At 54.1% G+C, this 25,306-nt stretch carries 22 protein-coding genes; 5 read left to right on the top strand and 17 right to left on the bottom strand.

All coding sequences use genetic code 11. From position 1 onward, the window contains the following. The first annotated feature begins 54 nt into the window (after nucleotides 1-54). On the top strand, nucleotides 55-801 hold the full coding sequence (locus IAE30_RS08660) for an HPP family protein (RefSeq protein ID WP_200538532.1): 747 nt from the start codon (nucleotides 55-57) through the stop codon (nucleotides 799-801). 35 nt (nucleotides 802-836) lie between these two features. Here IAE30_RS08660 and IAE30_RS08655 read toward each other — a convergent pair whose 3' ends face one another. The 11 genes from IAE30_RS08655 to IAE30_RS08605 all read right to left on the bottom strand — a co-directional run bounded on the left by IAE30_RS08655 (nucleotide 837) and on the right by IAE30_RS08605 (nucleotide 12,723). Further along, the gene (locus IAE30_RS08655; RefSeq protein WP_200679244.1) at nucleotides 837-1,748 is read right to left on the bottom strand and encodes a metallophosphoesterase; all 912 of its coding nucleotides are present in this window, start codon (nucleotides 1,746-1,748) and stop codon (nucleotides 837-839) included. A gap of 12 nt (nucleotides 1,749-1,760) precedes the next feature. After that, nucleotides 1,761-2,579 (bottom strand): carbohydrate ABC transporter permease, encoded by an 819-nt coding sequence (locus tag IAE30_RS08650; RefSeq protein ID WP_200679242.1) that lies wholly within the window; start codon nucleotides 2,577-2,579, stop codon nucleotides 1,761-1,763. After that, complete coding sequence (locus IAE30_RS08645) at nucleotides 2,576-3,487, bottom strand: carbohydrate ABC transporter permease (RefSeq protein WP_200679239.1); 912 nt, start codon at nucleotides 3,485-3,487, stop codon at nucleotides 2,576-2,578. Before IAE30_RS08645 ends, IAE30_RS08650 begins: the two co-directional genes overlap by 4 nt. 10 nt (nucleotides 3,488-3,497) lie before the next feature. Next, complete coding sequence (locus IAE30_RS08640) at nucleotides 3,498-4,775, bottom strand: ABC transporter substrate-binding protein (protein WP_034823562.1); 1,278 nt, start codon at nucleotides 4,773-4,775, stop codon at nucleotides 3,498-3,500. A gap of 27 nt (nucleotides 4,776-4,802) precedes the next feature. Then, nucleotides 4,803-5,906, bottom strand: coding sequence for an ABC transporter ATP-binding protein (locus IAE30_RS08635; protein WP_200679238.1), 1,104 nt, complete (start codon nucleotides 5,904-5,906; stop codon nucleotides 4,803-4,805). Nucleotides 5,907-6,120: 214 nt separating this feature from the next. Beyond that, nucleotides 6,121-7,086 (bottom strand): sugar-binding transcriptional regulator, encoded by a 966-nt coding sequence (locus IAE30_RS08630; protein WP_200679236.1) that lies wholly within the window; start codon nucleotides 7,084-7,086, stop codon nucleotides 6,121-6,123. 107 nt (nucleotides 7,087-7,193) lie between these two features. Next, nucleotides 7,194-8,051: a phosphogluconate dehydrogenase C-terminal domain-containing protein gene (locus tag IAE30_RS08625; protein WP_200538535.1), complete on the bottom strand. Its 858-nt coding sequence runs from the start codon at nucleotides 8,049-8,051 to the stop codon at nucleotides 7,194-7,196. After that, the gene (locus IAE30_RS08620; RefSeq protein WP_200679234.1) at nucleotides 8,048-8,866 is read right to left on the bottom strand and encodes a sugar phosphate isomerase/epimerase; all 819 of its coding nucleotides are present in this window, start codon (nucleotides 8,864-8,866) and stop codon (nucleotides 8,048-8,050) included. Before IAE30_RS08620 ends, IAE30_RS08625 begins: the two co-directional genes overlap by 4 nt. Beyond that, on the bottom strand, nucleotides 8,866-9,639 hold the full coding sequence (locus tag IAE30_RS08615; RefSeq protein ID WP_200679476.1) for a triose-phosphate isomerase family protein: 774 nt from the start codon (nucleotides 9,637-9,639) through the stop codon (nucleotides 8,866-8,868). The genes IAE30_RS08620 and IAE30_RS08615 overlap by 1 nt, the downstream gene beginning before the upstream one ends. 2 nt (nucleotides 9,640-9,641) lie before the next feature. Beyond that, nucleotides 9,642-11,387: a dihydroxyacetone kinase family protein gene (locus IAE30_RS08610; RefSeq protein ID WP_200679233.1), complete on the bottom strand. Its 1,746-nt coding sequence runs from the start codon at nucleotides 11,385-11,387 to the stop codon at nucleotides 9,642-9,644. A 1-nt stretch (nucleotide 11,388) separates the two neighbouring features. Then, nucleotides 11,389-12,723 carry an MFS transporter gene (locus IAE30_RS08605; protein WP_038647041.1) on the bottom strand — a complete coding sequence of 445 codons (1,335 nt, stop codon included), beginning with the start codon at nucleotides 12,721-12,723 and terminating at the stop codon, nucleotides 11,389-11,391. Nucleotides 12,724-13,166: 443 nt separating this feature from the next. Here IAE30_RS08605 and IAE30_RS08600 point away from each other — a divergent pair, with 443 nt between their 5' ends. The 3 genes from IAE30_RS08600 (at nucleotide 13,167) to IAE30_RS08590 (ending at nucleotide 16,910) form a co-directional block, all read left to right on the top strand. Beyond that, nucleotides 13,167-13,625 (top strand): RpiB/LacA/LacB family sugar-phosphate isomerase, encoded by a 459-nt coding sequence (locus IAE30_RS08600; RefSeq protein ID WP_038647043.1) that lies wholly within the window; start codon nucleotides 13,167-13,169, stop codon nucleotides 13,623-13,625. 29 nt (nucleotides 13,626-13,654) lie between these two features. Then, nucleotides 13,655-15,646: a transketolase gene (gene tkt / locus IAE30_RS08595; protein ID WP_200679231.1), complete on the top strand. Its 1,992-nt coding sequence runs from the start codon at nucleotides 13,655-13,657 to the stop codon at nucleotides 15,644-15,646. Between the two features lie 247 nt (nucleotides 15,647-15,893). Next, the gene (locus IAE30_RS08590; RefSeq protein ID WP_200679229.1) at nucleotides 15,894-16,910 is read left to right on the top strand and encodes a lipoate--protein ligase A; all 1,017 of its coding nucleotides are present in this window, start codon (nucleotides 15,894-15,896) and stop codon (nucleotides 16,908-16,910) included. Here the strand turns inward: IAE30_RS08590 and IAE30_RS08585 are convergent. The 3 genes from IAE30_RS08585 to IAE30_RS08575 all read right to left on the bottom strand — a co-directional run bounded on the left by IAE30_RS08585 (nucleotide 16,903) and on the right by IAE30_RS08575 (nucleotide 19,213). Beyond that, entirely contained in the window at nucleotides 16,903-17,481 is a 579-nt protein-coding gene (locus IAE30_RS08585; protein WP_038647046.1) for a TetR/AcrR family transcriptional regulator, read from the bottom strand. The genes IAE30_RS08590 and IAE30_RS08585 overlap by 8 nt on opposite strands. After that, entirely contained in the window at nucleotides 17,478-18,074 is a 597-nt protein-coding gene (locus IAE30_RS08580; protein WP_200538541.1) for an NAD(P)H-dependent oxidoreductase, read from the bottom strand. Before IAE30_RS08580 ends, IAE30_RS08585 begins: the two co-directional genes overlap by 4 nt. A 458-nt stretch (nucleotides 18,075-18,532) precedes the next feature. After that, nucleotides 18,533-19,213 (bottom strand): pirin family protein, encoded by a 681-nt coding sequence (locus IAE30_RS08575; protein WP_200679227.1) that lies wholly within the window; start codon nucleotides 19,211-19,213, stop codon nucleotides 18,533-18,535. Nucleotides 19,214-19,435: 222 nt separating this feature from the next. Between IAE30_RS08575 and IAE30_RS08570 the strand changes: the two genes are divergently transcribed. Next, entirely contained in the window at nucleotides 19,436-19,999 is a 564-nt protein-coding gene (locus tag IAE30_RS08570) for a TetR/AcrR family transcriptional regulator (RefSeq protein ID WP_200679225.1), read from the top strand. A gap of 2 nt (nucleotides 20,000-20,001) precedes the next feature. On the opposite strand, the gene IAE30_RS08565 is transcribed toward IAE30_RS08570, so the two are convergent. From IAE30_RS08565 to IAE30_RS08555, 3 genes are all read right to left on the bottom strand, one after another. Further along, complete coding sequence (locus IAE30_RS08565) at nucleotides 20,002-20,583, bottom strand: TetR/AcrR family transcriptional regulator (protein WP_045814303.1); 582 nt, start codon at nucleotides 20,581-20,583, stop codon at nucleotides 20,002-20,004. A gap of 135 nt (nucleotides 20,584-20,718) precedes the next feature. After that, the gene (locus IAE30_RS08560) at nucleotides 20,719-22,143 is read right to left on the bottom strand and encodes an efflux transporter outer membrane subunit (RefSeq protein WP_200679223.1); all 1,425 of its coding nucleotides are present in this window, start codon (nucleotides 22,141-22,143) and stop codon (nucleotides 20,719-20,721) included. A 1-nt stretch (nucleotide 22,144) separates the two neighbouring features. Further along, the gene (locus IAE30_RS08555; protein ID WP_200679222.1) at nucleotides 22,145-25,306 is read right to left on the bottom strand and encodes an efflux RND transporter permease subunit; all 3,162 of its coding nucleotides are present in this window, start codon (nucleotides 25,304-25,306) and stop codon (nucleotides 22,145-22,147) included.

Below are 25,306 nucleotides of genomic sequence, written 5' to 3'. Positions count from 1 at the left end.
CGATCAGCGACAATCGCCATCCATCGCGTTTTCTTATGACTGAGTATGACCTTCATGACACACCTGCGTCGCGCCAGCTGGATAACATCGCTGCGGACTTTCCTCGCCCGTCTTTGGCCACATCCGTTGCCAGTCGCCAAAAAGCAGAGAGTGATGGCCAGCATCGGTGCGGGCCTCGGCCTGATGATCACCAGCCTGACCAGCCATTGGCTGCTGGGTGAGGTCAACTTATGGTTTGTGGCACCGATGGGGGCATCTGCAGTGCTGCTTTTCGGCTTACCCAATAGCCCGTTGGCGCAGCCCTGGTCAATTGTTGGCGGGAATCTGGTCGCAGGCGTGATAGGCGTGACAACCGCGATGTATGTGCCCTATCCCGCCGTCGCTTGCGGCATTGCGGCTTGTCTGGCGATTGCCGTGATGTTTCAGCTGCGCTGCTTGCATCCTCCAAGCGGTGCGGTGGCGCTGACAGCGATTCTGGGTGGCGGTGGCGTTCAGCAACTGGGATATCAGTTTATTCTCTCCCCCGTGCTGCTGAATTCCGTGTGTCTTGCTGTGCTGGCAATCATTTTTAATAATCTTGCAGGTCGCCGCTACCCGCACCCGCTGGCTGCAAACGAACCTAAAACGAATACAGTGGCGCTTGAAGTGCCAATCACGCGCGATGATCTGCATCAGGCACTGGAGAACGGTCAGCTTCTCGACATTGACGAGGATGATTTGCAGCAGTTGTTACAGCGCGCTGAAGAGATTGCACGTCGTCGGCAACAGTTATCGCCACAGCCCCTGAAGCGCGCCAGTTAGAAAGCAGGCGATATGAGCCTCGCCTGCTGACCGCATTAACACAGACCTCGGCTTATCTCCCCGCCGAAGCCGTGAATCCTTACACCATTATCATCCACTTCGACCACCGCAAAGGGCACTTCGCTTGGACCATCGAGCATGCCCTTCATGGTATAAAACCCTGTCTGACCAATGTATGCAGCGTTGCCGCGGTGGTCATGTCCTGAAAAGCAAAATTGTATGTTGTAACTATATAGAAGGTCCACCAGCACACTGGCGTTCATCAGTATATGCGAGGTGTGAGGCGCCAGCGGGTAATGACCAAACACCCCCACTTTCTCACCCCGTTGCTGAGCTTCAATCAATTGCTGTTCAATCCAGTTCAGCTGCTGCTGCCCTACGGCACCGTTCCATGGCTGAGCCTGCGGCTGTCGCTGCGCCTTTAATTCCGCCAGCAGGTTCTCCGCCTGGTAGTAGTCGTCACCATTCTGCGCATTGCAGTACAAACTGACATCGTTACCGTCATAAACGATGAACCGCCACCCCGCTAAACGAAACGCGTAATAACTTTTGGGGAGTGCCGCACGATTATTCAGATGCTGAGCGAGGGTTTGCGCATCATGGTTCCCCAACACCACCGCATGCGGATGCACCAACTGGTCATACAGTGGCAGAATGGCGGCATAGCTGGCCCAATTGCGGTCAACCAAATCCCCCAGCGTGACAACAAAATCCAGCGACTGCTGATTCAGGGCTTCAATTGCCTGCGGTAACTTATCAAGAGCATGACGGTAGTAGAGGTTATTTGCGATATCAGCTTCGACATCGGCATACTGCGGGTCAGCAATCACACCAAAACGCAGCACGTTATCTCTCATCGCAGGACGTAAATCAGGCAAAGCATAAAGCTCGGCCACATCGCCGAGGAGTTCTCGCTGCAAGGATGTTAATGGATGCGGATGAGTCACGGAAAACACTCCTTAGCGAATACCAGCACGCATGAACGACTGAATAAACTGGCGCTGGAAAATCAGGAACAGCACCAGTAACGGCAAGGTGGTCATCAAGGTAGCGGCACCAATGAGCGCCCACTGTACGCCCTGCTCTGGCGCCGAGAACAATTGCAATCCGACGGTGAGCGGTCTCACGTTGACGGAATCGGTAATCACCAGCGGCCACAGGAAATCATTCCAGTGGAAGCTAATCGACACCAGGGCAAACGCGATGTAGATCGGCCGGGCTAGCGGGATGTATATCTTACGTAAGATATAAAAACGGCTGGCGCCCTCGACAATAGCGGCCTCTTCCAGCACCAGCGGGATGCTTTTAAACGTCTGACGCAGCAGAAAAATGGCAAAAGCAGAGGCGAAATACGGCAATGCTATCCCCGTTAAGGTATCGCGCAGCCCAAACGCACCGATGGTTTTGTAATTGTTCAAAATCAAAACATCCGGGCTAATCATCAATTGCAGCAGGATCAGCGCGAAGATAAACCCTGAGAATTTCATTTTGAAACGCACCAGCGCATAGGCCGCCATGGTCGCTAAAATCAACTGCACCACCACAATCATCAGCACCAGCAACGTGGTATTGAGGAAGTAGCGGGCAAAAGGCGCGGCATGCCAGGCCTTGATAAAATTATCGAAGGTCAGCGGCGAGAAAAGCGAAAAACTGGCCTGATCGGATGCGGGATGGATCGCCACCCAAAGCGCCACAAGAATCGGCAGCAGCCACAGCAGCGCCGCCAGCCAGATGATGAGATTGAGGCACCAGCCACCCAACGAGTTCGTCTTATTCATTGATAATGGGCTCGCTTGTCCAGCAACGTAAATTTGATCAGCGCAATCGCCGCGAGGATCACCAACAACACCACGGTCATGGCCGCAGCAGCAGGCATATCCCAGAAACTGAATGCGGTGCGATAGATATAGAACAACAGCAGACTACTACTGTTGTTGGGGCCTCCGTTGGTCATGGCAATCACCTGATCGACAATGCGGAAGGCGTTCATCGAAGCATTGATCAACACAAATAGCGTCGTTGGCATCAACAGTGGCCATTGCACGCGACGGAAAAAGTAGCCGCGTGAAGCCCCTTCAATCGCTGCCGCTTCATTGAGGCGGGGATCGATCTGCTGCAAGGCCGCCAGATAGAAGATCATAAAGAAGCCCGCTTCACGCCAGACAGAAACCGCCATCAGGCAATAGAGGGATGTGCCCGGCTCACCGAGCCAGTTCACAGCAGGCAGCGAGAACAGCGCCAGCAACTTATTCAACAGCCCCAGTTGCGGAGTGTAGAAAAACAGCCACAAATTGGCGATGGCAATCATGGGGAGCAATGATGGGATAAAAAACGCCGCGCGGACCAGCGAATTCGCTGCCAATCGTCGGTTCACGGCCAGCGCCATCATCAAAGCCAGCGTGACGGCCAGTGGAATGGTGATCAGTGCATACAACACGTTGTTCCAGAGCGATTGGATGAAAATATCGTCATCCAACAACGCCATGTAATTATCCAGCCCAACAAAATGGGCCGGATGATTATTACGGGAAGCGCTGAACAGACTCTCCCAGATCGTCGCCACCGCGGGATAATGCGTAAACAGCAGTAAAAAACTGAGTGCTGGCAAAATCAGCAGGTAACCATAAAGCTGCGTCGACCAGAATGCGGGACGACGCCGCGGCGTACTGGCAATTATCGTGCTCATCGCGCTTCCGTTACTGGTAGGACTTTAACAGGCGATCCGCTTGCTTCTGCGCACCCTCAAGCGCTTCTGCCGGGGTTTTTGCCTGGGTCACCGCCGCTTCGACAGCATGGTTCAACGCATCCTGAATCTGTACGCTGTTGTAGGTCGAGAGTTCTGGCTGGGCATACTTCAACTGCTCACGGGCGACCAGCGCCTGAGGGACCTCTTTCACGTAGTCTTTCATCACCGTGGTATCCCATGCCGCTGGAGACGTAGCCACATAGCCGGTCGCGATACTCCAGCGCGCGGCCTGCTCCGGTGACGTCACCCAACGGATAAATTCCATCGCGGCTTTTTGCTGCTCCGGTGAAGCATTTTTGAAGACATAGAGGTTACCGCCGCCCGTTGGGCTGCCACGCTGAGTCTTCTCTGGCAGCATTGCCACACCAAACGGGAATTTGGCGTTATCGCGCACGTTGGTCAGGTTACCGGTGGTGGTCACCATCATGGCGGTTTTACCGCTGATAAAGTCCTGTGGTGTGGTACCCCATGCGATAGCGCCTTTCGGTGACACTTCTTCTTTCTGTCCAAGGTCGGTCAGCCATTGCAGTGTCTCAACGTTACCTGGCGTGTTGAAATGCACGGCCGTGCCTTTACCGTTATCCAGACGGCCGCCATTGGTGGCAGACAATCCCTGGAAGTTCCAGTAGCCGTTAGGCGTTGACGGAATCTCAATCCCCCACTGGCTGACACCATTGGCATCTTTGATGGTCAGTTTTTTACTGAACTCGACCACTTGCTGCCAGTTAGCCGGCGGCGTGTCGCCATTCAGCCCCGCTTTTTCGAATGCTTGTTTATTCCAGTACATCACCACCGTAGAACGCTGAAACGGTACGCCCCACACTTTGCCGTCAATATGACGCAGGAAGGCAGGATAAAAACCGTCGATCCATTTTTTGCCTTCATCACCTGTTGCCAAATCGCTGGCGGCGACAATCGCGCCCGCATCAATCAGGGAATAAGCCTCAATGTCACCAATGACCGCCAACTGCGGTGCATTGCCACCACGGAACGCCGTCAGTGCTTTGGTGACCGTTGTCGCATAATCACCGGTGTACACAGGCTGAATGCTCACTTCCGGATGCACTTTTTCGAAATCAGCCACCAGCGCGTCAACGGTGTGGCTGACTTTGCCACCGACCGCGATCGGATAGTACATCTGCAATTTAACCGGATCGGCGGCAAAAGCGGAAACCGTAGTACAGAGCAGTAAAGCAGAGGCCAGGCGTGAGTAACGAATCGCAGACATGATTATCCCTTGGGCGAAAAACAACGGTTAAACAGCGTATTTTTTCTGTGAAACAAACATCTGTTGCTCGGCAGCCAAACAGCGCTTGCCGGTCGTGGTGGAGAACAGATATTGACGGGTTGCGGACCACTGCAAGCCGACCTGGCTGTCCTCGACAAAATGCTGCATGCCGGGCACTTTCACGGTGATGGCATCGGCCAGGCCCGCGAGTTGGCACACCAGCAAGGTATCAGCACCCATGTATTCGTAGCTGATCGCCCGGGCTTTAAGCGCCGCGTGTTCAGGTGAAATCAGCTGAATATCTTCCGCTCGTAAACCGAGACTCAATGCCACCTCATCGCAATGCTCAACCACCGGCGCCTGTAAGTGGCTCAGGTAATGACAGTTCTCTTTGTTGTGCAACGGCAGGATATTCATGGGTGGCGCGCCGATAAACTGCGCGGCAAAAACCGTGGCGGGGTTGTTATAGAGATCGTTCGGTGTGCCTTGCTGCTCGATATGCCCATCATTCAGCAGAATAATACTGTCCGCCATGCTCATCGCTTCGGTCTGATCGTGCGTGACATACAGCATGGTATGCCCCAGTTTCTTCTGTAAGGCACGAATCTCACGGCGCATGCTTTGGCGCAGTTTGGCATCAAGGTTGGACAGCGGTTCATCCATCAAACACAGGTTATTATTCGCGATAACCGCCCTTCCCAACGCCACACGTTGCTGTTGGCCCCCCGAGAGCTGAGATGGCAGGCGATCAAGCAACTTATCCAGTTCCATCAGCTTGCTGACGTCATCCAGTCGGCTCGCAAATGTTTGCTTGTCTTCCCCACGCGCTTTTAAGCCAAACAGCAGATTCTCTCGGACATTCAGATGTGGAAAAAGCGCATAGGATTGAAAAACCATCGAGAGTTTGCGCTGCGAGGGTGGCAAATGGGTGATATCGGCGTGTTTGAAGTGGATCTCGCCGCGATCGGCGGTTTCCAGCCCGGCAATGGTGCGCAGTAGTGTGGATTTTCCACAGCCCGATGGCCCAAGCAGCGCAACAAAGCTCCCTTCTGCGGCATCAAAGGTAATGTCATTGAGGGCAATTTTTTCCCCCCAGGCTTTAGTGATGTGATGTAGCGAAAGGTGGCTCATGCATCCGCAGTCCTGAAAACAGAATGGCGGTAAGCTAGCTCAGGGAAATGAAGGATTTATGTTGCTGGGGTGACGGTTGGGTGACTGAAATAAATCTCAGATAACATGACAGTAAAGGAGTGCTAGCTGAGAATGGGCGTAATAGTATGCGCAGTAAGAAAATTGGAGGGTGATAAAAGAGCGACACCGCGTGGTGCCGCCATAGAATAATACCCTACTGCGACATACTCAAAATCGTCCGAATATTTTGGGCTGTCGTGGCCACAATATCGATGGCCCCCGTGCGCAATGCACCGAGAATGGCCATGGCTTTGGTATTTTCTGAAGCAATAGCGATCACGCATGGGATCTTACGTAACTCATCGATGCTGAGGCCAATCACGCGGTCATTCATCACCGTATCCACGTGTTGCCCCTGGGCATTGAAGAAGTCGTAACCCGCAACATCCCCGGTGACGCCCTGATTCACGTGCGCATCAATGATCTCATGCGGCGTAAACCAGCCGAGTTTCACCATATAGCTGTTTTCATTCATATCACCGATGCCCACTATCGCCACATCGGCCTTACGCGCCCGGTCCAGCGTCTCTTTGATGGTGCCGTTTTGCATAAAGGCGTCACGGAGTGCGCGGTTCTCAACATAGGCCGGGGCATACAGGGTTTCGCTGATACCGCCAAACTTCTTAGCCAGACGACGGCTGATATGATCGGCGTTAATCGCATCACCGGGACGATGTGTCCCACCGATACCACTGATAAACAGACAATTACGCGTCGGCACCTGACCGGGATAATCGGCAACAGCGGCGACGTTGCGCCCTTGACCCACAGCGACAATCGCATTGTCTTTTAATGATTGCGCAAGATGGGCTGAAACTAACGCCGCCACCTGACGACGCTGCTCTTCATCGTCCGGCGAATCCAGGGCAATGAGCGCACGTTGTAGTTGGGGGAAACGGCTTTGCAGTTGTTGTTCAAGGCGCGTACTGAACACCGGATGGTAGCGCACATTAATTTCGACGATGCCCTCTTCACGCGCACGTTTGAGCAGTCGGCCAACTTTAATGCGGGATATCCCAAACTTACGCGCAATCTCCTCCTGGGTGATTTCGTCCTGATAATAGGCCACCGCAATTTCTGTCAGCAGCTCGGAGTCCTGAGAAAGCGTGTTTTTTTCCATCCGTTACCTGTCTTGTATCGTGACACCTGATTTAAGGAAGGAGTTATATCATTGATACGACTCGCTTCGCCAGACAGCAGCAAGGCGAGTCGCAGGTTGCATCACGCTTAACGCTTAATGGCGTCGATTTTCAGCATGCGGGCAATAACGATATCCAGCTCTTTCTGATCGAAGATCTGCTTCCAGTCTGGCTTAACAATCTTCTCGCGACCGTATTCCATGGCGATCATGCAGGCATCAGAGAACGGGTTGGTGGCGCGGAAGGCCACGGCCAGTGCGATCTGAATATGTCCATACAGCATCGCTTTGGCGGCTTCTTCCGGCACGCCGCTGTGCTTGACGGTCTCATCCAGCGCTTCTTTCATAAAAGCACCCACCATGCAGGCTACGGTTTCCACCAGCGTTGGCTCCAGATAGGCCAGCTGCGTCACCGTGACCCAATGCACTTCCTCTACCGGACCGTACATCACGCTGATGACTTTGCTCAGTTCGGCTTTCTGCGCATCGGAGCCGCTTTCATACGAAGCCGCGACGTGCTGTACAGCCGCGATGCCACCGAAGGCATCCGCGTGCTCTTCTTTGGTGTAGCGCTCCAGGAACACTGACGGATGGCAAGGGTGCGCCACCGCATATTCGATGCCGTCACGATGCGCGATCAGGTTTGCGTAAGCCGCAGCCGGGTCCAGCGTCAGCAGGATCGCACCGGCCTTCATCTGCGGCACCACGCCCTCAGACACTTTGCCCAGAACGATATCCGGTACGGCCAGAATCACCACGTCACTGACCGGCACAACGGAAGCGGCATCAGACAACTCACGGCCTTGCGCCGTCACTTGTTCCTGCGCCTTCGGTGAGTTCTCAACGTAAAACACCTGGTAATCGCTTTTCTGGAAGTTGGCAGAAATGCGCATACCCATTTTGCCGCCTGCGCCAATTACGGTGATGGTTTTCAATGCATTGCTCATTTGTATAACTCCTGATCTTGTTTACTACGTAAGAATTCAACGGTGCGGCGCGTCCATTCGGCTTCGCGCTCGCAGGTCAGCAAGGCATCGTCCTGCCACGGCAACCAGTGTTCAACGATTTGATTAATCTCTTTTTCTGCCGGGCGCACACTGGCGATCATCCGGTCATAGTCCAGCAGGCCCTCGCCCATCAGGCAGCCGGCAAAGGTAAAGCCGACCCAGCCATCACGACGCGTAAAGGCAAAATCTTTGATGTGCAGGTTACCGACGCGCGCCGCCGTATTGGCGATCACCTGTTCAGGCAATTCCAGCCCTGCTACGCAGTTAGCGGGATCGAGACACACACATAACCACGGCGAGAGGAACTTATTGATCACCGACATCATCGCGCCGCTGTTGACCTGCTCATACGTCTCCAGACACAGACGTACCTGCTGGCGAGCGAAATCAGGCAGCACCGCAGCAATCAATTCTGCGGCTTCATCCAGGGAAGGACGGTGATCGGCGGTGTAGAACATTGAACGCACGACATGGGCATCGAGAATATTCGCCATATGCAGATAGCGGCGCAGGTGCGCAGTGCCTAAGCCACGTGTGCCTAGCTCCAGCGTAATTCCCAGCTTGTCGGCCAGTTGGCGAAGGTCCTGCAACTGCTCATCTGACCAACTTTCAATCGCCGGGTAATCACAAATCTGGAACACCGAGATATCCAGTTCGGCGGTCTGCTGCAGCATCTGCTCCAGCGACAGCGGGTTGGGCACTTTGCTGGACATACGCCAGAAAAAGGCATAAGTACTGAGTCCGATACGGCTCATTAACGGATCTCCTTCGCCAGCACGCTGGCCTCTTCAATGATTTGCGCCAGTGCATTCGGGTCGTGGGCAAAACGGCCCAGGAACAGACCATGAACGTCACTCCCCAGACGCTGAATCAGCCCCGGCCCGGCGCTGCCACCATAAATAATTTTCAAGGTGATACCCTCCGGCGTTTTCAGCTGTTGCAGGCCTGAACAGACCGCGCGGATATAGCTATCCGGTGCAGGTTGTGGCGCACCAATCGCCCACTGCGGCTCATAGGCAAAAAACACCTCGCCTTTTAGACCTTGTTGCACTGCATCAGCCAATGCTTCCGCCAGTTGCTGTTCGCACAGTGCGATAGCCTGATCCGGCCTGGCCTGCTGCTCTTCGCCGATACACAGCACCGGTGTTAATCCGTGTCGCAGCGACATCGCCACTTTGGCGGCAATCTGCGCTTTGTCTTCATGGAAGTGGCGACGACGCTCAGCGTGACCGATTTCCGCCAGTGAGCAACCGAGTTCCTGCAACATGCTGGCGCTGACCTCACCGGTCCAGGCGCCGTTCTCAGCCTGACACACATCCTGGCCGCCAAAGCGCACCGGTGTTTTTGCGAAAATGTCAGCCACTGCGGGAATAGCCGGATAAGCGGGCAGTACAAACAACCCGACATCATCGTTTTTCACCGCCGGCAACTGTGCCAATCCGGCGACTTTGCGGCACCAGTCCAGTGTCTGCTGGTAACCGAAATACATTTTCAGGCTGACGCCGAGCCAGATTTTGGGCTGAGACATCATTACGCTCCTTGCTGAGAGGCTTTGTGTTCTTTTAGCAGATCGCCAACGGTATTGACGATCATCGCCAGTGAAATCGCACCCGCATCTGGCGTACCGACACTTTTCTCGGCTAGCGGACGCGCACGACCCATTTTCGGCACCAGCTGAGCGGTGTCTTGTGCGGCCTTATCGGCCACCTGCGCCGCCGCCAACCAGGCATCGGTCAGTGAAGCACCCTCTGCGACTGCAGCGTTAAGGCTGTCGCTAAACGGCACCAACACATCGACCATGGTTTTGTCGCCTACCTTCGCTTTGCCAAAGTGCATAATGCCCTCTTTGGCTTCACGTACACCGGTTGCGACGCGTTGCGCATTCGGTGACTGCTGATCGCCAATGGCCGTCCCCAGCGCCGTGAGTGCGACGCCCCACAGTGCACCCGATGTGCCCCCGGCTTTATCTGCCCAGGCATCCGCAGCACGGCACAACAGGCTGCCTGCACCTGCGCCGCGCGTCGCCACTTCACGCGCTTTCTCTACCGCGCCCAGCACGCCACGCTCCATACCGATACCATGATCACCGTCACCGGCCACGGCATCGATATCACCTAGTTTTTCCGCGTTACGCTGTAACAAATTGGCCACTGATTCCAGGATATGTAACACGCGCTGTGCGCTCTGCTGTGACTCTGCAGAAGCCTGCGGCAGTGCTTCTTCCGTGCTCTCTTCACGCTCTTCGGCACTCAACGGTTCCGCGATCAACACGCTACCTTTGCGATAGGCGGGTGCGTTTGCTGGGGCACACCACAGCGTCTCCAGCTCATCATCCAACCACATCAGCGTCAGCGATGCGCCCGCCATATTAAAGCTGGTGACAAATTCGCCGACATCCGGCTGAACCACCTGCAATCCTGCGGCGGCCAGCAGTTGTGCCACGCGGCGATACACCACAAACAACTCTTCATACTTTACGGAACCCAAACCATTGAGGATCACCGCAACGCGCTGCCCCTCAATCTGCCTGACGTCGGCAGGCACTTCGCTCAGCAGACGTTCAACAAACAGCTCGGCCAGTTCGTCGGCACTGGGCACATCGGTTTCACTGATGCCCGGCTCACCGTGGATGCCGAGTCCCAGGGCCATGCGCCCTTTTTCAACTTCAAACAGTGGATGGGTGGCCCCCGGCAAGGTACATCCGCCAAATGCCACACCGAAAGTTCGCGTACGATCGTTAGCATGCTGTGACTTCTTAAGCACGGTGGCTAAATCATCGCCCGCTTCCGCCGCTGCACACGCCGCTTTAAACACACATAAATCACCCGCCACACCACGGCGCTTTGCCCGTTCGTCTTTACTGGCGCTGGAGATATCATCCGTCACCGCCAGAATTTCACAGGCAATGCCCTCGGCGCGCAGGCGTTCGCAAGCCTGGCCAAAGTGCAGTACATCGCCCGCATAGTTTCCGAACATCAGCAACACGCCCGCGCCGTTATGCGCCGCTCTGGCCACGTTGTAGATCTGCTGAGCAGACGGCGAAGCAAACAGGTTCCCCATAGCTGCGCCGTGTGCCAGACCTTGTCCAACCAACCCGGCGAAGGCCGGATAATGACCGGAACCGCCGCCCACAATCACCGCAACCGTATTAGGCTGGCTGCGCGTGCTGCGCACCACACCACCGGTGACCTGACGAACTTTATCGGCGTTGGCGGCGACAAAGCCTTCAATGAGTTCAGCAGCAAAGGCTGAAGGTTGGTTAAACAGGTACGTCATTTTAGTGCTCCTGTGCGATAGAGGTCGGCTGAGACTGCGGGCGCTGGCGATTCAATAACAGCATAAGGACGGCTGACAGCAGCATGAAGCCACCGACCACGAACATCGGTAACACATAGCTGTTGGTGGCGTCATGCAGTGCGCCAGTAATGTAGCCCGCGGAGAAGCCCGCCACGTTTCCTAAGGTGTTGATAAGTGCGATAGCCGCTGCGGCTGACGCGCCGGTCAGGAACTGCGTTGGCAGCGTCCAGAAGTTAGGCAAGGCAGCAAAGATGGAGCTGGCCGTAATCGCGATCACCATGATGGTGGTGAACGGTGAATCCATATACAGCGCCAGTGGCACGCTGATACCACCGGCCAGCGCTGGAATCGCGATGTGCCAGGTTTTGCAACCACGACGGGTGGCATCTTTTGACCAGAAGTACATCACCACGGCAGCAATCAGGTATGGCACGCCGGTAATCAAGCCCTTCTGCATCACGTTAAAGGTGGTTCCGAACTGCTGCTGGAAGCCGCCGATAATGGTTGGCAGGAAGAAGGCCAGCGCATACAAACCATAGATAAAGCCGAAGTAGATCAGGCACAGCGTCCACACACGACCGTTGCCCATCACTGAACGCAGGCTGTGTTTCTTATGGCCCTGCTTCTGCTGATGCTCCGCTTCCAGCTCGTTGGTCAGCCAGGTCTTCTCATCTGCGGTTAACCACTTCGCCTGACGCGGTGAATCCACCAGCCAGAACAGCGCCACGATACCGATCAGAATCGCCGGGATGGAAACACCCAGGAACATCACGCGCCAGCCATCCAGACCAAACAGACCGTGTTGCTCAATCAAGCCTGCCGCCAGGGGCGCACCGAATACCACGGTCAGCGGCTGTGCCAGATAGAACAAGGACAGGATTTTGCTGCGATGACGTCCCGGTACCCACATGCTCAGATAAAGAATCGCGCCCGGGAAGAAGCCCGCTTCAGCAATACCCAGCAGCAGGCGCAGCGTATACAGGCCTTCGACACTGCTCACCCAGGTGAACAGCAGCGAGACAATACCCCAGCTGATCATGATGCGTGCCAGCCAGCGACGTGCGCCGAACTTATGCAACGCCAGGTTGCTCGGCACTTCCAGCAGGATATAACCGATAAAGAAGATGCCGGATGCCAGACCAAACTGCACACCTGTCAGACCGAGGTCCTGAGTCATGCCATTGGGGCCAGCAAAAGAAATTGCGGTGCGGTCAAGGAAGTTAATAAAGAACATCAGTGCTACGAAAGGCACCAGACGCCAGGAGATTTTGCTGATAGCGGATTTCTCAATCGCCGTCATGTTTTGCTGACTCATAACGCACCTCCGTGACGTGCGTGGTTAAAACGGTTGTTTGGTGTTGACCAGACGCCAAAAGAGCGCTGGCTGCAGGTGTACTGAGAGGTACGGTGTAAATGACACATGTTCGAGTCCTCAAGGGGTCTTCTTGTACATTGGTATCGTTATGCGAACAAATGAACACTACACGTATAAATGCTCATCTCTCAACTGCAATGATTGAAAATGTGAGCCTGCTCATGAGATTTGATTTTGGCCCTGAATCGGAAAAATACGCAGAAATGCGGCGCAATACGCGTGGCATCAGCCCCTGCTACGGGGTTCATCACCCAAACAGCACGCAAAACATATGAACAACCATTGAACATATGATTGTATTTGTGGCAGGCTGTCAGTGAACATCTTCTCGCCTGCATAACAAACGTTCAGGCGTCAGAACAAAACCCTGCTGGAGAATGACGATGAAAACAATCGCAATCGGCGCCGATGATGCGGCTATCGAATTGAAAAACATCATTAAAAAACTGCTTGAAGAGAAAGATTATCAGGTGACGGATTACACCAATGACGCGCAAAACGACCGTCCAATGTATCCGGATGTGGCTTTTGCACTGGCGACGGCTATCCAGAAGAATGAATTTGAACGCGGAATTCTGCTATGCGGTACCGGTATCGGCGTAGCCATCGTGGCAAATAAAGTGGAAGGCGTACGTGCGGCACAGTGTCATGACACTTTCTCCGCTGAACGCGCGCGTAAAAGCAACAATGCCCAGATTATGACCATGGGTGCACGCGTTATCGGACCTGAACTGGCGAAAAATATCGTCAATGCATGGCTGGCCTCCGAGTTTGAAGGTGGCGGCTCCACCGCCAAAGTCGAGAAGATCGGTTACTACGAACAAGTTTCACATACTAAATAATCACCGACTTCTTACCTCTGGAGAACCTTATGTCAACACGCCGGGAAAGAGCCAACGCCATCCGTGCTTTAAGCATGGATGGCGTACAACAAGCCAAGTCAGGTCATCCGGGTGCCCCGATGGGCATGGCGGACATCGCCGAAGTTTTGTGGCTCGATTTTTTACAGCACAATCCAAACAATCCTAAGTGGGCTAACCGTGACCGCTTCGTCCTGTCGAATGGCCACGGCTCGATGCTGATCTACAGCCTGCTGCATTTGAGCGGCTACGACCTGCCACTCAGCGAACTGAAGAATTTCCGCCAGCTGCATTCAAAAACCCCGGGTCATCCGGAATACGGTTATACGCCGGGCGTGGAAACCACCACCGGGCCGCTGGGTCAGGGGATTGCAAATGCGGTGGGCTTCGCGATTGCCGAGCGCACGCTGGCCGCGCAGTTTAACCGACCTGGTCACGACATCGTCGATCACCACACCTATGTGTTTATGGGCGACGGCTGCATGATGGAAGGGATCTCGCATGAAGTCTGCTCGATCGCCGGGACTCTGAAGCTGGGGAAACTGGTGGCCTTCTATGACGACAACGGCATTTCCATCGATGGGCATGTGGATGGCTGGTTCACGGATGATACCGCAGCACGCTTCGAAGCCTACGGCTGGCATGTGGTGCGCGGCGTAGATGGTCATGACGGCGAAGCCATCAAGAAAGCGGTTGAAGAAGCCAAAGCGGTTACAGACAAACCTTCCCTGCTGATGTGCAAAACCGTGATTGGTTTTGGCTCACCGAATAAAGCCGGTACCCATGATGTCCATGGCGCACCATTAGGCGATGACGAAATTGCCCAGACCCGCCAACATCTGGGCTGGCACCACGCGCCGTTCGAAGTCCCTACAGAAATCTATGCCCAGTGGGATGCGAAAGAAGCCGGTCAGGCGAAAGAGTCGGCGTGGGAGGCTAAAGTCGCGGCCTATGCCGAGGCTCACCCGGAGCTGGCGGCGGAATTTAACCGTCGTATCAATGATGCATTACCCGATAACTGGGAAGCCGAGTCGCAACAATTTATCCAGCATCTACAGGCTAATCCAGCGAAAATCGCCAGCCGTAAAGCGTCTCAGAATGCGATTGAAACCTTCGGCAAGATCCTGCCGGAGTACCTGGGGGGATCGGCGGATCTCGCGCCCAGTAACCTGACCATGTGGTCGGGTTCTAAACCCATCAATGAAGATCCTGCCGGTAACTACATTCATTACGGCGTACGCGAATTCGGTATGACCGCCATCGCCAACGGCATCGCGCTGCACGGTGGTTTCCTGCCCTACACCGCAACTTTCCTGATGTTCGTGGAGTATGCACGTAACGCGGCACGCATGGCGGCGTTGATGAAAGTGCGTCAGATTATGGTCTACACCCATGACTCAATCGGCCTGGGCGAAGATGGACCCACGCACCAGCCAGTAGAACAGATGGCCAGCCTGCGCGTGACGCCCAATATGAGTCTGTGGCGTCCGTGTGATCAGGTTGAGTCTGCCGTGGCCTGGAAATACGCTATCGAGCGAGTCAACGGCCCTACCGCGCTGATCTTCTCGCGTCAGAATCTGGCACAGCAGGATCGCTGCGCGGAGCAACTGGCCAACGTAGTGCGCGGTGGTTATGTACTGAAAGACAGTGAAGGTACGCCAGAGCTGATCCTGATCGCCACCGGTTCAGAAGTGGAACTGGCCGTTGCCGCCTACGAACAGCTGACCCAGGAAGGCCGCAAAGTACGTGTGGTGTCGATGCCCTCTACCGATGCTTTCGACAAGCAGGATGCAGCCTACCGTGAATCGGTATTGCCAAAAGCAGTGGCAGCGCGTGTGGCCATCGAAGCGGGTATCGCAGATTACTGGTTCAAATACACTGGCCTGAATGGCGCTATCGTGGGCATGACCACCTTCGGTGAATCTGCTCCAGCAGAGCTACTGTTTAAAGAGTTTGGTTTCACTGTTGAGAACGTGGTTAAAACGGCAAAATCGATTCTGTAACCCGTAGTGTAGTCGCCAACCCTGGCGTTATGTTGGGTTGAATGTACCTCCAGGCGGCAGCAATGCCGCCTTAACATTGAGATACCAGCACAGCATCAATAACTGACCGGCGTAACGCGATATATTGCGTCCCAACACGAACAGGATGCGCAGCTGACACTCTACGACACGCCCCCCGCTTATCATTGCATCCGATTACGCGTATTCTGTCCTCCGCTTGCCCCTTTCTCAAGGAACTGGAGGAAACATGTCCACCCTACGTTTGCTGATCTCTGACTCACACGATCCCTGGTTTAATCTCGCGGTGGAAGAGTGCATCTTCCGCCAGATGCCCACGACCCAGCGCGTGTTGTTTTTATGGCAAAACGCCGAAACGGTGGTCATTGGCCGCGCACAAAATCCGTGGAAAGAGTGCAATACGCGCAGGATGGCAGAAGATGGCATCAAACTGGCGCGACGTAGCAGCGGCGGCGGTGCGGTGTTCCATGATCTGGGCAACGCTTGTTTCACCTTTATGGCCGGTAAACCTGAATACGATAAAACCGTCTCGACGGCGATTATTTTGCAGGCGCTGGCACAACTCGGCATGCACGCGGAAGCTTCTGGGCGCAATGATATCGTGGTCAATGTGAATGGCGAAATGCGCAAAATTTCTGGTTCCGCCTATCGTGAAACCCCCGATCGTGGTTTTCATCACGGCACTTTCCTGATGAGCGCCGATCTTTCACGTCTTGCTGATTACCTTAACCCGGACATCAAAAAGCTTCAGGCTAAAGGGATCTCGTCGGTGCGTTCACGCGTCGCTAATATGGCGGATTTTATCCCGGAGATCAGTTTTGCTGACATCCGTCGTGAAGTGATTGCCGCCTACTTCGCGCATTACCACGAAACCTGCGAGCCCGAGTATATTTCACCTGAAGCCCTGCCAGACCTTCCCGGCTTTAAGGAGCAGTTTGCCCGACAGAGCAGCTGGGAGTGGAATTTTGGTCAGGCACCGGATTTCTCGCATCTGCTGCAGGAACGCTTTGTCTGGGGTGGCGTTGAGATTCACTTTGATGTTGAGCGCGGCACGATTAGCCGCAGCCAGATTTTCACCGATAGCCTTAATCCCGCACCGTTAGAAGCGCTGGCGATGAGGCTACAAGGTGTGGCGTATCGCCCGGAATCCCTTCAGGCTGCCATGCAAGAACTGATTGCGGCGTTTCCGGAGCAACAGAAGGAACTCAACGAGTTGGCCAGTTGGCTGGTGAACAGCATCAGATAAGATGGCGTTGCACCAGCGCCTCAATCAGTCCCTGCAGTTCCTTTACGCCATCCAGTTGCCGAATATCGCTACACACCACGGCATTAGAGATGGCGTCTGCCGCGCCCAGTAAGCCCCACAAGCTGGACTGCGGCAGCTTCGCCTCAGCAAACCACAGACGAAACTTCGCCATGAAATCGAGTTGGTATTTGCGCTTCACTTCGGCCAATTCGGGCGTGCTGTTGAGCGCTGACAGCACATCGGGGATCTCTCTCCCCTGCGTGAGTACACAGTTCACGTAGCAAGCCGCCACCGTGCTGGCACGCTCCGTCAGTTCGCTCCCCGCCTTTGCCATCGCCGCATCAATCACAGCGTTTTGCCGCACATCAAAGTCCTCATACAGCGCAGCGAGCAAACCGTGTCGGGTACCAAAATGCTCATACACCACGGGCTTACTGACACCCGCTTCGACCGCCACCCGTCCCAGGGTCAGCGCATCACTGCCGTGCGAGCGCACCAGGTTCCACGCCGTGCTGATGAGCTGCTCGCGGCGTTCGTCAAAGGTCATACGCTGGCGCGTTGGTGAGTTCATGCAGGTTCCTTCAAAGTGAAAAGTCGCTGTCCCAACTGCCGGGCGAGCGCGTAATGCGCATCAGGATAACCCTCATCGGACGGCAACAACAGTTCGCTGGTGATCACCGGCGCGCCGCAATAGCCGAAGATCCCCTCATCGATCTGATTGCGCATACTGCTGAAATAACCGCGTCGCAAATACGTACGCGTATTCGCCGCCCCCAGCGCCAGCAGATGCACCTGAAGATGCCCCAACTTCTTTATCACCTTTTCACCGGTATCGTCATACGCCCAGCCCTGAGTAAATACGCGGTCAATCCATCCTTTCAATTGTGCCGGGAACGACCACCAGTAAATCGGATACACCATTACCAGCGCATCTGCACGGTTCAGACGTTGCTGTTCGGCCAACACATCCGCAGGTGAAACAGTGCCTGATTTGAACTGATCGAAATCCGCCTGGTTGAAGCGCGGGTCGAATTGCTCAGCGGCTAAATCGGCGATTTCAACACTGTGCAAACCACTCGCCGTGATGCCTGCTGCAAGTTGTGTGACCACAGCGTGCGTATGTGAATGGCTGTCAGGATGGGCCGTAACGATAAGCGTATGCATGGGAATAATCTCCGACATTGATTGACCTACCATTGGTAACTTACCAAAAGTAGGTTGTCAATGGCTTATTTGTCATGCGACTTGAAGGTGCAATGCCCAATGGTTGAGCCAAGGGGTGATGACAAAGTTTGGGGTTGGCTGGAAGACCTGGTTGCGCAGGAGATGATGATTCCTGGGTGGGTTTGGCGATGTGGCTGATTTGGGGAGTTTGGTGAGTTTGGCGAGTTTGGAAGGCACCGCGTCAGCGGCGCGAGGACTGCCCGGCAGCAGCAGCGGTGCTACGGCCCGCACCCCCGCGCACAAAAAAGGCTGCCATTGATCAATAAATGGCAGCCCTTACACCAGGTAAAAATTTTAAGATGCGCCTTAACAGACCCTGTGCTACGACAAACCCTACCAAAGAGCCCTCATGGCCCTCGCCATAGCACGCTTTCTCATGAACCCTTTTCCAGCCAGGCTCACCCAAACGTGACACCGTCACTCACCAGAAAAGCGATCACTATCGCGTCACGCTCGCCACGCACATCAGGCAAAGCGCCCTGCTCACTGATCGAATCCCCTGGCATCAACCGCTCATCGCCAACACGCACAATGCCATCCAGTAATGTCAGCCAGGTTGAGTAACCGGCAAGATGTGGCACCTCAACCTGTGCGCCCCGCTCCACTTTGAGATCATAAATAAAAACGTCCTGACCCAACGGCAACGGTGCATCGCTACTTTTTGGTCCCGCCAACAATGTCCAGGCGTTTAGCGGCAACCCATCCGCGCGAGTGAAATCCACGGTGCGTGGCGCACCGCCGCTTTTAGCCGGACGGATATAGGCCTGCAGCATCTCGGTTTCAATAAAAGGTGCAGACTCTTCATAACGCACTCCACTCCCCGCACTCACCACCATGGCGCGTTTGGCGTTCAGCGCAATTTTGTCGCCATTTTCAGCAAGGTGTTGTGCGGAACCACGCCAGACGTAGCTAAAAATCTCTTCATCTTGCCGTGTATGCATCGGAATACGCGCATCCATTTTCAACGACATCAGATCAATAATCGCCAACGCGCCAAAAGCCTCACCGGGTCTTTGCCGGCGGATTGTAAAGGGACCATATTCAAATAACTGGTCGCGCTGGGCTCGCATCACGTTCATGGTTTGCTCCTCAAAATGTGGCTATGCACATCATGATAGCGGCAAGAAAATCCCAGAACAGGTGTTCGATTTGCTCGCTTATGTCAAAATTTTTGAATATTAATAACCCGTAGCAATAATAAGAGGCAGCAACAACACTCAGACCGCCAACTTTCAGCATTCAGGGTTAGTCAGCCTGCACATTTTTGCGTAAAATACACTTTTCCGTGATGAGTAAATAACATGAATCGCAGCGAACAGATTCTTGATGCAGCCGAACAGTGTATGCGCCTAAAAGGTTTTCATCAAACCTCCATTCAGAATATTGCCAGCCAGGCAGACGTTAGCATTGGTTTAATCTACAAATATTACAAAAATAAAGAAGCCATTATTGAAGCGTTGGTGACGAATGTGGTTCAACGCATGATTGCATTATTAAATGCTGATTTTGAGCGAATTGCCCATGCAGGAGGCGTGACGCATTCGGTGCAGGATATTGTGCCGCCTGAAGTCGAGCATAGTATTGTCTTGCTAATGGAAGTCTCATCTGAAGCTACACGTAATGAGCGTATTCGTCAGATTATGAATGATGCGTGGCAGGTATTGAAAAATAATTTTATTACTCAGGAACAGACGCTTAATCCGTCACTGGATGCCAGCGTTATCAATACCCGATTGCACATCATTTCACTGGTGATTGATGGCATGATCATCCGCCGTTGCATGAAACAGCGTGAGGTACCTATCGGGTTTATGCCTTTCTTCGATGCCATCACACGTGACATCAATCAACATGATAAGGTTTGATATCAGCCAAACAGATGATGCGAAAGAATGCCATTGATCCTGCCTTTTTCCCGATGATCGAGGGTATTATCGCCAAAGGCGCGACAGGCAACGCCATCCACCAGCATCAATAAGAATTGAATACGATCATTGCACTGCTGATCACTCACGCCAGGGCTCTGTTGGCATAATGATGTCTCCAACTCCGCAATTAATAATTGTTCTTCCTGCGCCAGAACTGCGCGCACAGCTTGATTACGCGATGCTTCCGAATACATCTCCAGCAATAAACAGCGATCCTGATAAGGCCAATCCTGCCAAAAGCCGGATTCCGTATTGATAATATCAGCGGTACTACTTTGACGCGGAAGATTATTTTGCAGAAACAGACGCCAGTTCACAGCAATACTCTTAATGGTTTCACTAACGATTAATTCTTTGCTCTCAAAATAACGATATATCTGCCCTGCTCCCAACCCGGATTCACGGCTAATATCCGCCATACTGGCACCATGAAAACCCGACTGACTAAAGCAGACTTTAGCCGCTGAAATAATCAGCTGCTGTCGTTGCTGAAAGAATTCTTCATTCTCTGATTTGCTCAATCATGACTCCTAAAATGTCCACAGCGTAATTATTGTTTTTTCATAGGATACGCGAAGGCGTTTCTCACTGAAATAGTGATAAAAAACCCGGTTACATTTTTCACCGGGCCGATACATTACCGGCCCGGGAAAGCGTTACAGTTTCAGTTCAGATTCTTTCAATGCCGTACCGCCACCCAATACTTTGTAGAAAGTATTCAGGTTTTGGTAGTAGGCCTGCTCAACACTGACCAAACTGGTCCGCGCCGTGTAGAGCGTACGCTGGGCAGTTAACGCATTCAGATAGGTATCAACCCCGTTCTGATAACGCAGGTCGGCCAAATGATAGTAAGTCTGCGATGCAGCAACATTATTACGTTGGCTGGTCAACTGATCGTTGATGGTGCCACGCCGTGCCAGCGCATCCGCGACTTCAGAGAAAGCGGTTTGCACAGACTTCTCATACACCGCAACGTAATACTCTTTCTGCGCTTTGGTGTAGTTCAGGTAGGAAACGTTATAGCCACCTTTGAAAATCGGCAGCGAAATGCTAGGTGCAAACGACCAAATACCTGCGCCATTCTTAAACAGTGAAGACAAATCGGCACTGCCAACACCTCCGCTTGCGGTCAGCGTAATGCTCGGGAAGAAGTTGGCTCGCGCGGCGCCGATATTGGCATTGGCCGCTTTTAGGTTGTGCTCGGCCTGCAACACGTCTGGGCGATTGTTCAGTGCGTCGGATGACACGCCAGCAGGTACGGTTTTCAAAGCATTGCCAATCGACTCAATATCCTGGGGTAACAGGCTATCCGGTACACGCTTCCCGACCACCAAATCCAGCGCATTCTTATCCTGCGCCACGCTGGTGGTATAGCTGGCCACATCTGCCTGTGCAGATTGATAAGTCGTTTCTGCTGAAGCCACATCCACCATCGAATCCACGCCGTTTTGCAGACGTTTGCGCGTCACCTCCAGCGACTGACGCGCACTCTCTGCCGTCTCTTTCGCGATCGCCAGATTACTGCGATCCGCCGCCAGCTGTAACCAGTAATCCACCGTGTTATACAGCACCGTCAGGCGCGTGCTGCGAGCACCCTCCAGCGTACCAAGATAGGTTTCATACTGCTGACGCGAAAGACTCTGATTCTTGCCAAACAGGTCCAGCTCGAAGGAGCTCACGCTGCCTTCCGCCGAATAGGTATTACTGAGCGCGGTTTGATTCCCCTCGCCCGTCAACGCACGCGAACGGGTGCCGCTCACGCCTGCGCTAATCGTCGGAAAGAGATCGGCGCGCTGCTCGCCGTACTGTGCGTGTGCCGATTTCACACTGGCGACCGCTTCACGCAGATCGCGGCTGCTGTCCAGCGCCATCGCCACCACCTGACGCAGCTTGCTATCCAGCACATAATCCTGCCAGCTGATATCACGATAATTCGCTGGCGTGCCCTGCAAGCCACGATAGGCATCGCCGGTTGGCGTGCTGCTGCTGACCGCATCATTGGGACGATCGTAGTGCGGATCGAGTGACACACAGCCCGCGAGAAAGCACGGTAACAACACCATTAATAATTTTGCAGACATATTACTCCTCCGCCTTCACAGCTAATTCGGTTGACTGTGCATCGTCATGCGGAATCGCCGGAAACACGCGACGGACCAGAACAAAGAACAGCGGTACAAAGAAGATGGCCAGTAACGTTGCTGTCAGGGTGCCGCCGATAATACCTGTCCCGATAGCAATACGGCTGTTAGCACCCGCGCCGGTAGAAATCGCCAGCGGCAGCACCCCAGCAGTGAACGCCAGTGACGTCATGATGATCGGACGCAAACGCATCGTGGCGGCATGAATCGCAGCTTTCACCAGATTCTCGCCTTTGCGGTAATTTTCCTCCGCAAACTCCACAATCAGAATCGCGTTCTTCGCGGATAGGCCGATGATGGTGAGCAACGCCACCTGGAAGTACACATCGTTTTCCAGACCGCGCAACGTAATCGCCAGAAGTGATCCAATCACCCCTAACGGCACCACCATCATCACCGAGAACGGCACCGACCAGCTTTCATACAGCGCGGCAAGACACAGGAACACCACAATCAGAGAAATGCCATACAACGACATCGCCTGGTTGCCAGAAAGTTTTTCCTGATAAGAGAGTCCACTCCACGCAAAGGTTGTGCCAGCCGGTAGTTTGGCCGCCAGCTTTTCCATTGCGGTGATGGCATCGCCCGAACTCTTGCCCGATGCTGACGATCCTTCAATTTCATAAGAAGCCAGGCCGTTATAGCGTGACAACACATCTGGACCGTAAGCCCATTTTGAGGAGGCGAACGACGAGAACGGCACCATGGTAGTGTTACTGCTGCTATCCGTTCCACGCACATACCATTGATCAATATCTTCAGGCTTACTGCGGAACTGTTGATCGCCCTGCATATACACTTTCTTCACGCGACCACGATCGGTGAAGTCGTTGATGTAACTCCCGCCAATCGCTGCACTCAGCGTGTCGTTAATGTCGCTAATGGTCAGCCCCAGCGATTGCGCTTTGGCATCATCAATACTGACATCCAACTGCGGCAGATCTGGCAGTGAGTTCGCGCGTACCGCACTCAACACCGGGTCCTGATTGGCTTCGGCAATCAGCTGGTTACGCATTTTCAGCAGTTGGTCGCGATCGGTGGCCCCGCGCGCCTGTAATTCAAAGGTAAAGCCGTTCGATTGACCTAACCCCGATACTGAAGGCGGTGAAAGTACAAAGATCTGCGCGTCACGGATGCTGGAGAGCGCAGCCATCGCGCGGCCTGCAATGGCGTCGGCGCTGTTCTCCGTGCCTTTACGCTCGCTCCAGTTTTTCAGCGAGATAAAACCAATACCGGCGTTTTGTCCGCTACCCGCAAAGCTGAAACCGTTAACCAGCATGCTAACGTTAACGTTGTCTTTTTCTTTGGTGGCAAAGTACTGCTGTACCTGCTGACGGACTTCACTGGTACGGTTTTCCGTGGCACCCGGTGCCAGCTGATACTGCACCATGATATAGCCCTGATCTTCCGTTGGCAGGAAGCCGGTTGGCAAACGCATATACAGCACCGCACAACCGATCAACAACACGCCGTACAGCAGCAGGTAGCGCACTGAACTGTTCACCACATGGCCCACACCGTTTTGATAGCGCCCCTGCACTTTTTCATAACTGCGGTTAAACCAGCCAAAGAAACCTTTGGTGCCGCTTTCGTGGTTATGAGGTTTCAGTAAGGTTGCACAAAGTGCCGGCGTCAGTGTCAGCGCCACAATCACCGACAGCACCATCGACGACACAATGGTGATCGAAAACTGGCGATAGATCACACCGGTTGAACCACTGAAGAAGGTCATCGGCAGGAACACCGCCGACAGCACCAGCGCGATACCAATCAAAGCACCGGTGATCTCCTTCATTGATTTTTCCGTGGCTTGTCGCGGCGGTAACCCCTCCTCGCGCATCACGCGCTCAACGTTCTCCACCACCACAATCGCATCATCGACCAGCAAGCCGATGGCAAGCACCATGCCAAACATGGTTAAGGTGTTTATCGAGTAACCAAACAGCGACAGCACACCGAACGTACCCAGTAAAACCACCGGCACGGCAATCGCCGGGATCAACGTCGTACGAATGTTCTGCAGGAACACGAACATCACGATAACCACCAGGATCACCGCTTCGATCAGCGTTTTCACCACCTCTTCAATCGAGATTTTGACGAAGTCGGTGCTGTCGAGTGGATATGCGATCTCGTAGCCCGCCGGCATGCTGCTACGGAACTCATTGATGGTGGCTTTCACCTGCTCAGCGGTGGAAAGCGCATTCGCACCTGATGCCAGCTGCACAGCGATACCGGATGCGGGATGGCCATTCGCCAACACGTTGGCACTGTAGTCTTCATCGCCCATTTCAACGCGCGCGACATCACTCAGTCGCACTACCGAACCGTCTGACTGACTCTTAAGCACGATGTTGCGGAACTGCTCTGGTGTTTGCAGACGCGAACGCGAACGAACTGTCGCCACCAGCTGCTGCTCTTTGCTGGCTGGCTGTGCGCCCAATTGCCCAGAAGAAACCTGGGTATTTTGGCTCTCCAGCGCGGTGGTGACATCCGACGGCATCAGTGAATAGGACGCCAGCTTACTCGGGTCCAGCCAGATGCGCATCGCGTACTCGGCACCAAACACTTGCACGCTACCCACGCCGGAAACACGCGCCAGCGTATCTTCCATATTACTGACCATATAGTCAGCGACATCGGAAGAGCTGCTTTTATTGGTTTTGTCGTACACCGCCAGAATCAGCAGGAAGTCGCTCTGCGCTTTCTCCACGGTGACACCTTGCGTGGTGACCGCGGTAGGCAAACGGCTCTCTGCCTGCTGAACCTTGTTCTGTACCTGAACCTGGGCGATATCGGGATCGGTGCCCTGCTGGAAGGTCACATTGATCTTTACCTGCCCGGTCGATGCCGTGCTGGTGGAGTCAAAATAGAGCAACCCATCCAGCCCGGTGAGCTGCTGCTCAATCACCTGGGTGACGCTGCTCTCCAGCGTTTCCGCCGACGCACCGGTGTACGTTGCCTGAATACTGATCTGCGGTGGCGCGACGTCAGGATATTGCGCTACGGGCAGGCTGTTAATACTGAGTAGACCGAACATCATAATGCAGATGGCGATAACCCAGGCAAATACCGGCCGACGAATAAAGAACTGAGCCAACAT

The organism is Pantoea sp. S61 (assembly GCF_016625145.1).
In the GTDB taxonomy this organism is placed as follows: Bacteria; Pseudomonadota; Gammaproteobacteria; order Enterobacterales; family Enterobacteriaceae; genus Pantoea; species Pantoea rwandensis_B.
This window is presented reverse-complemented; position numbering and strand designations above follow the sequence as displayed.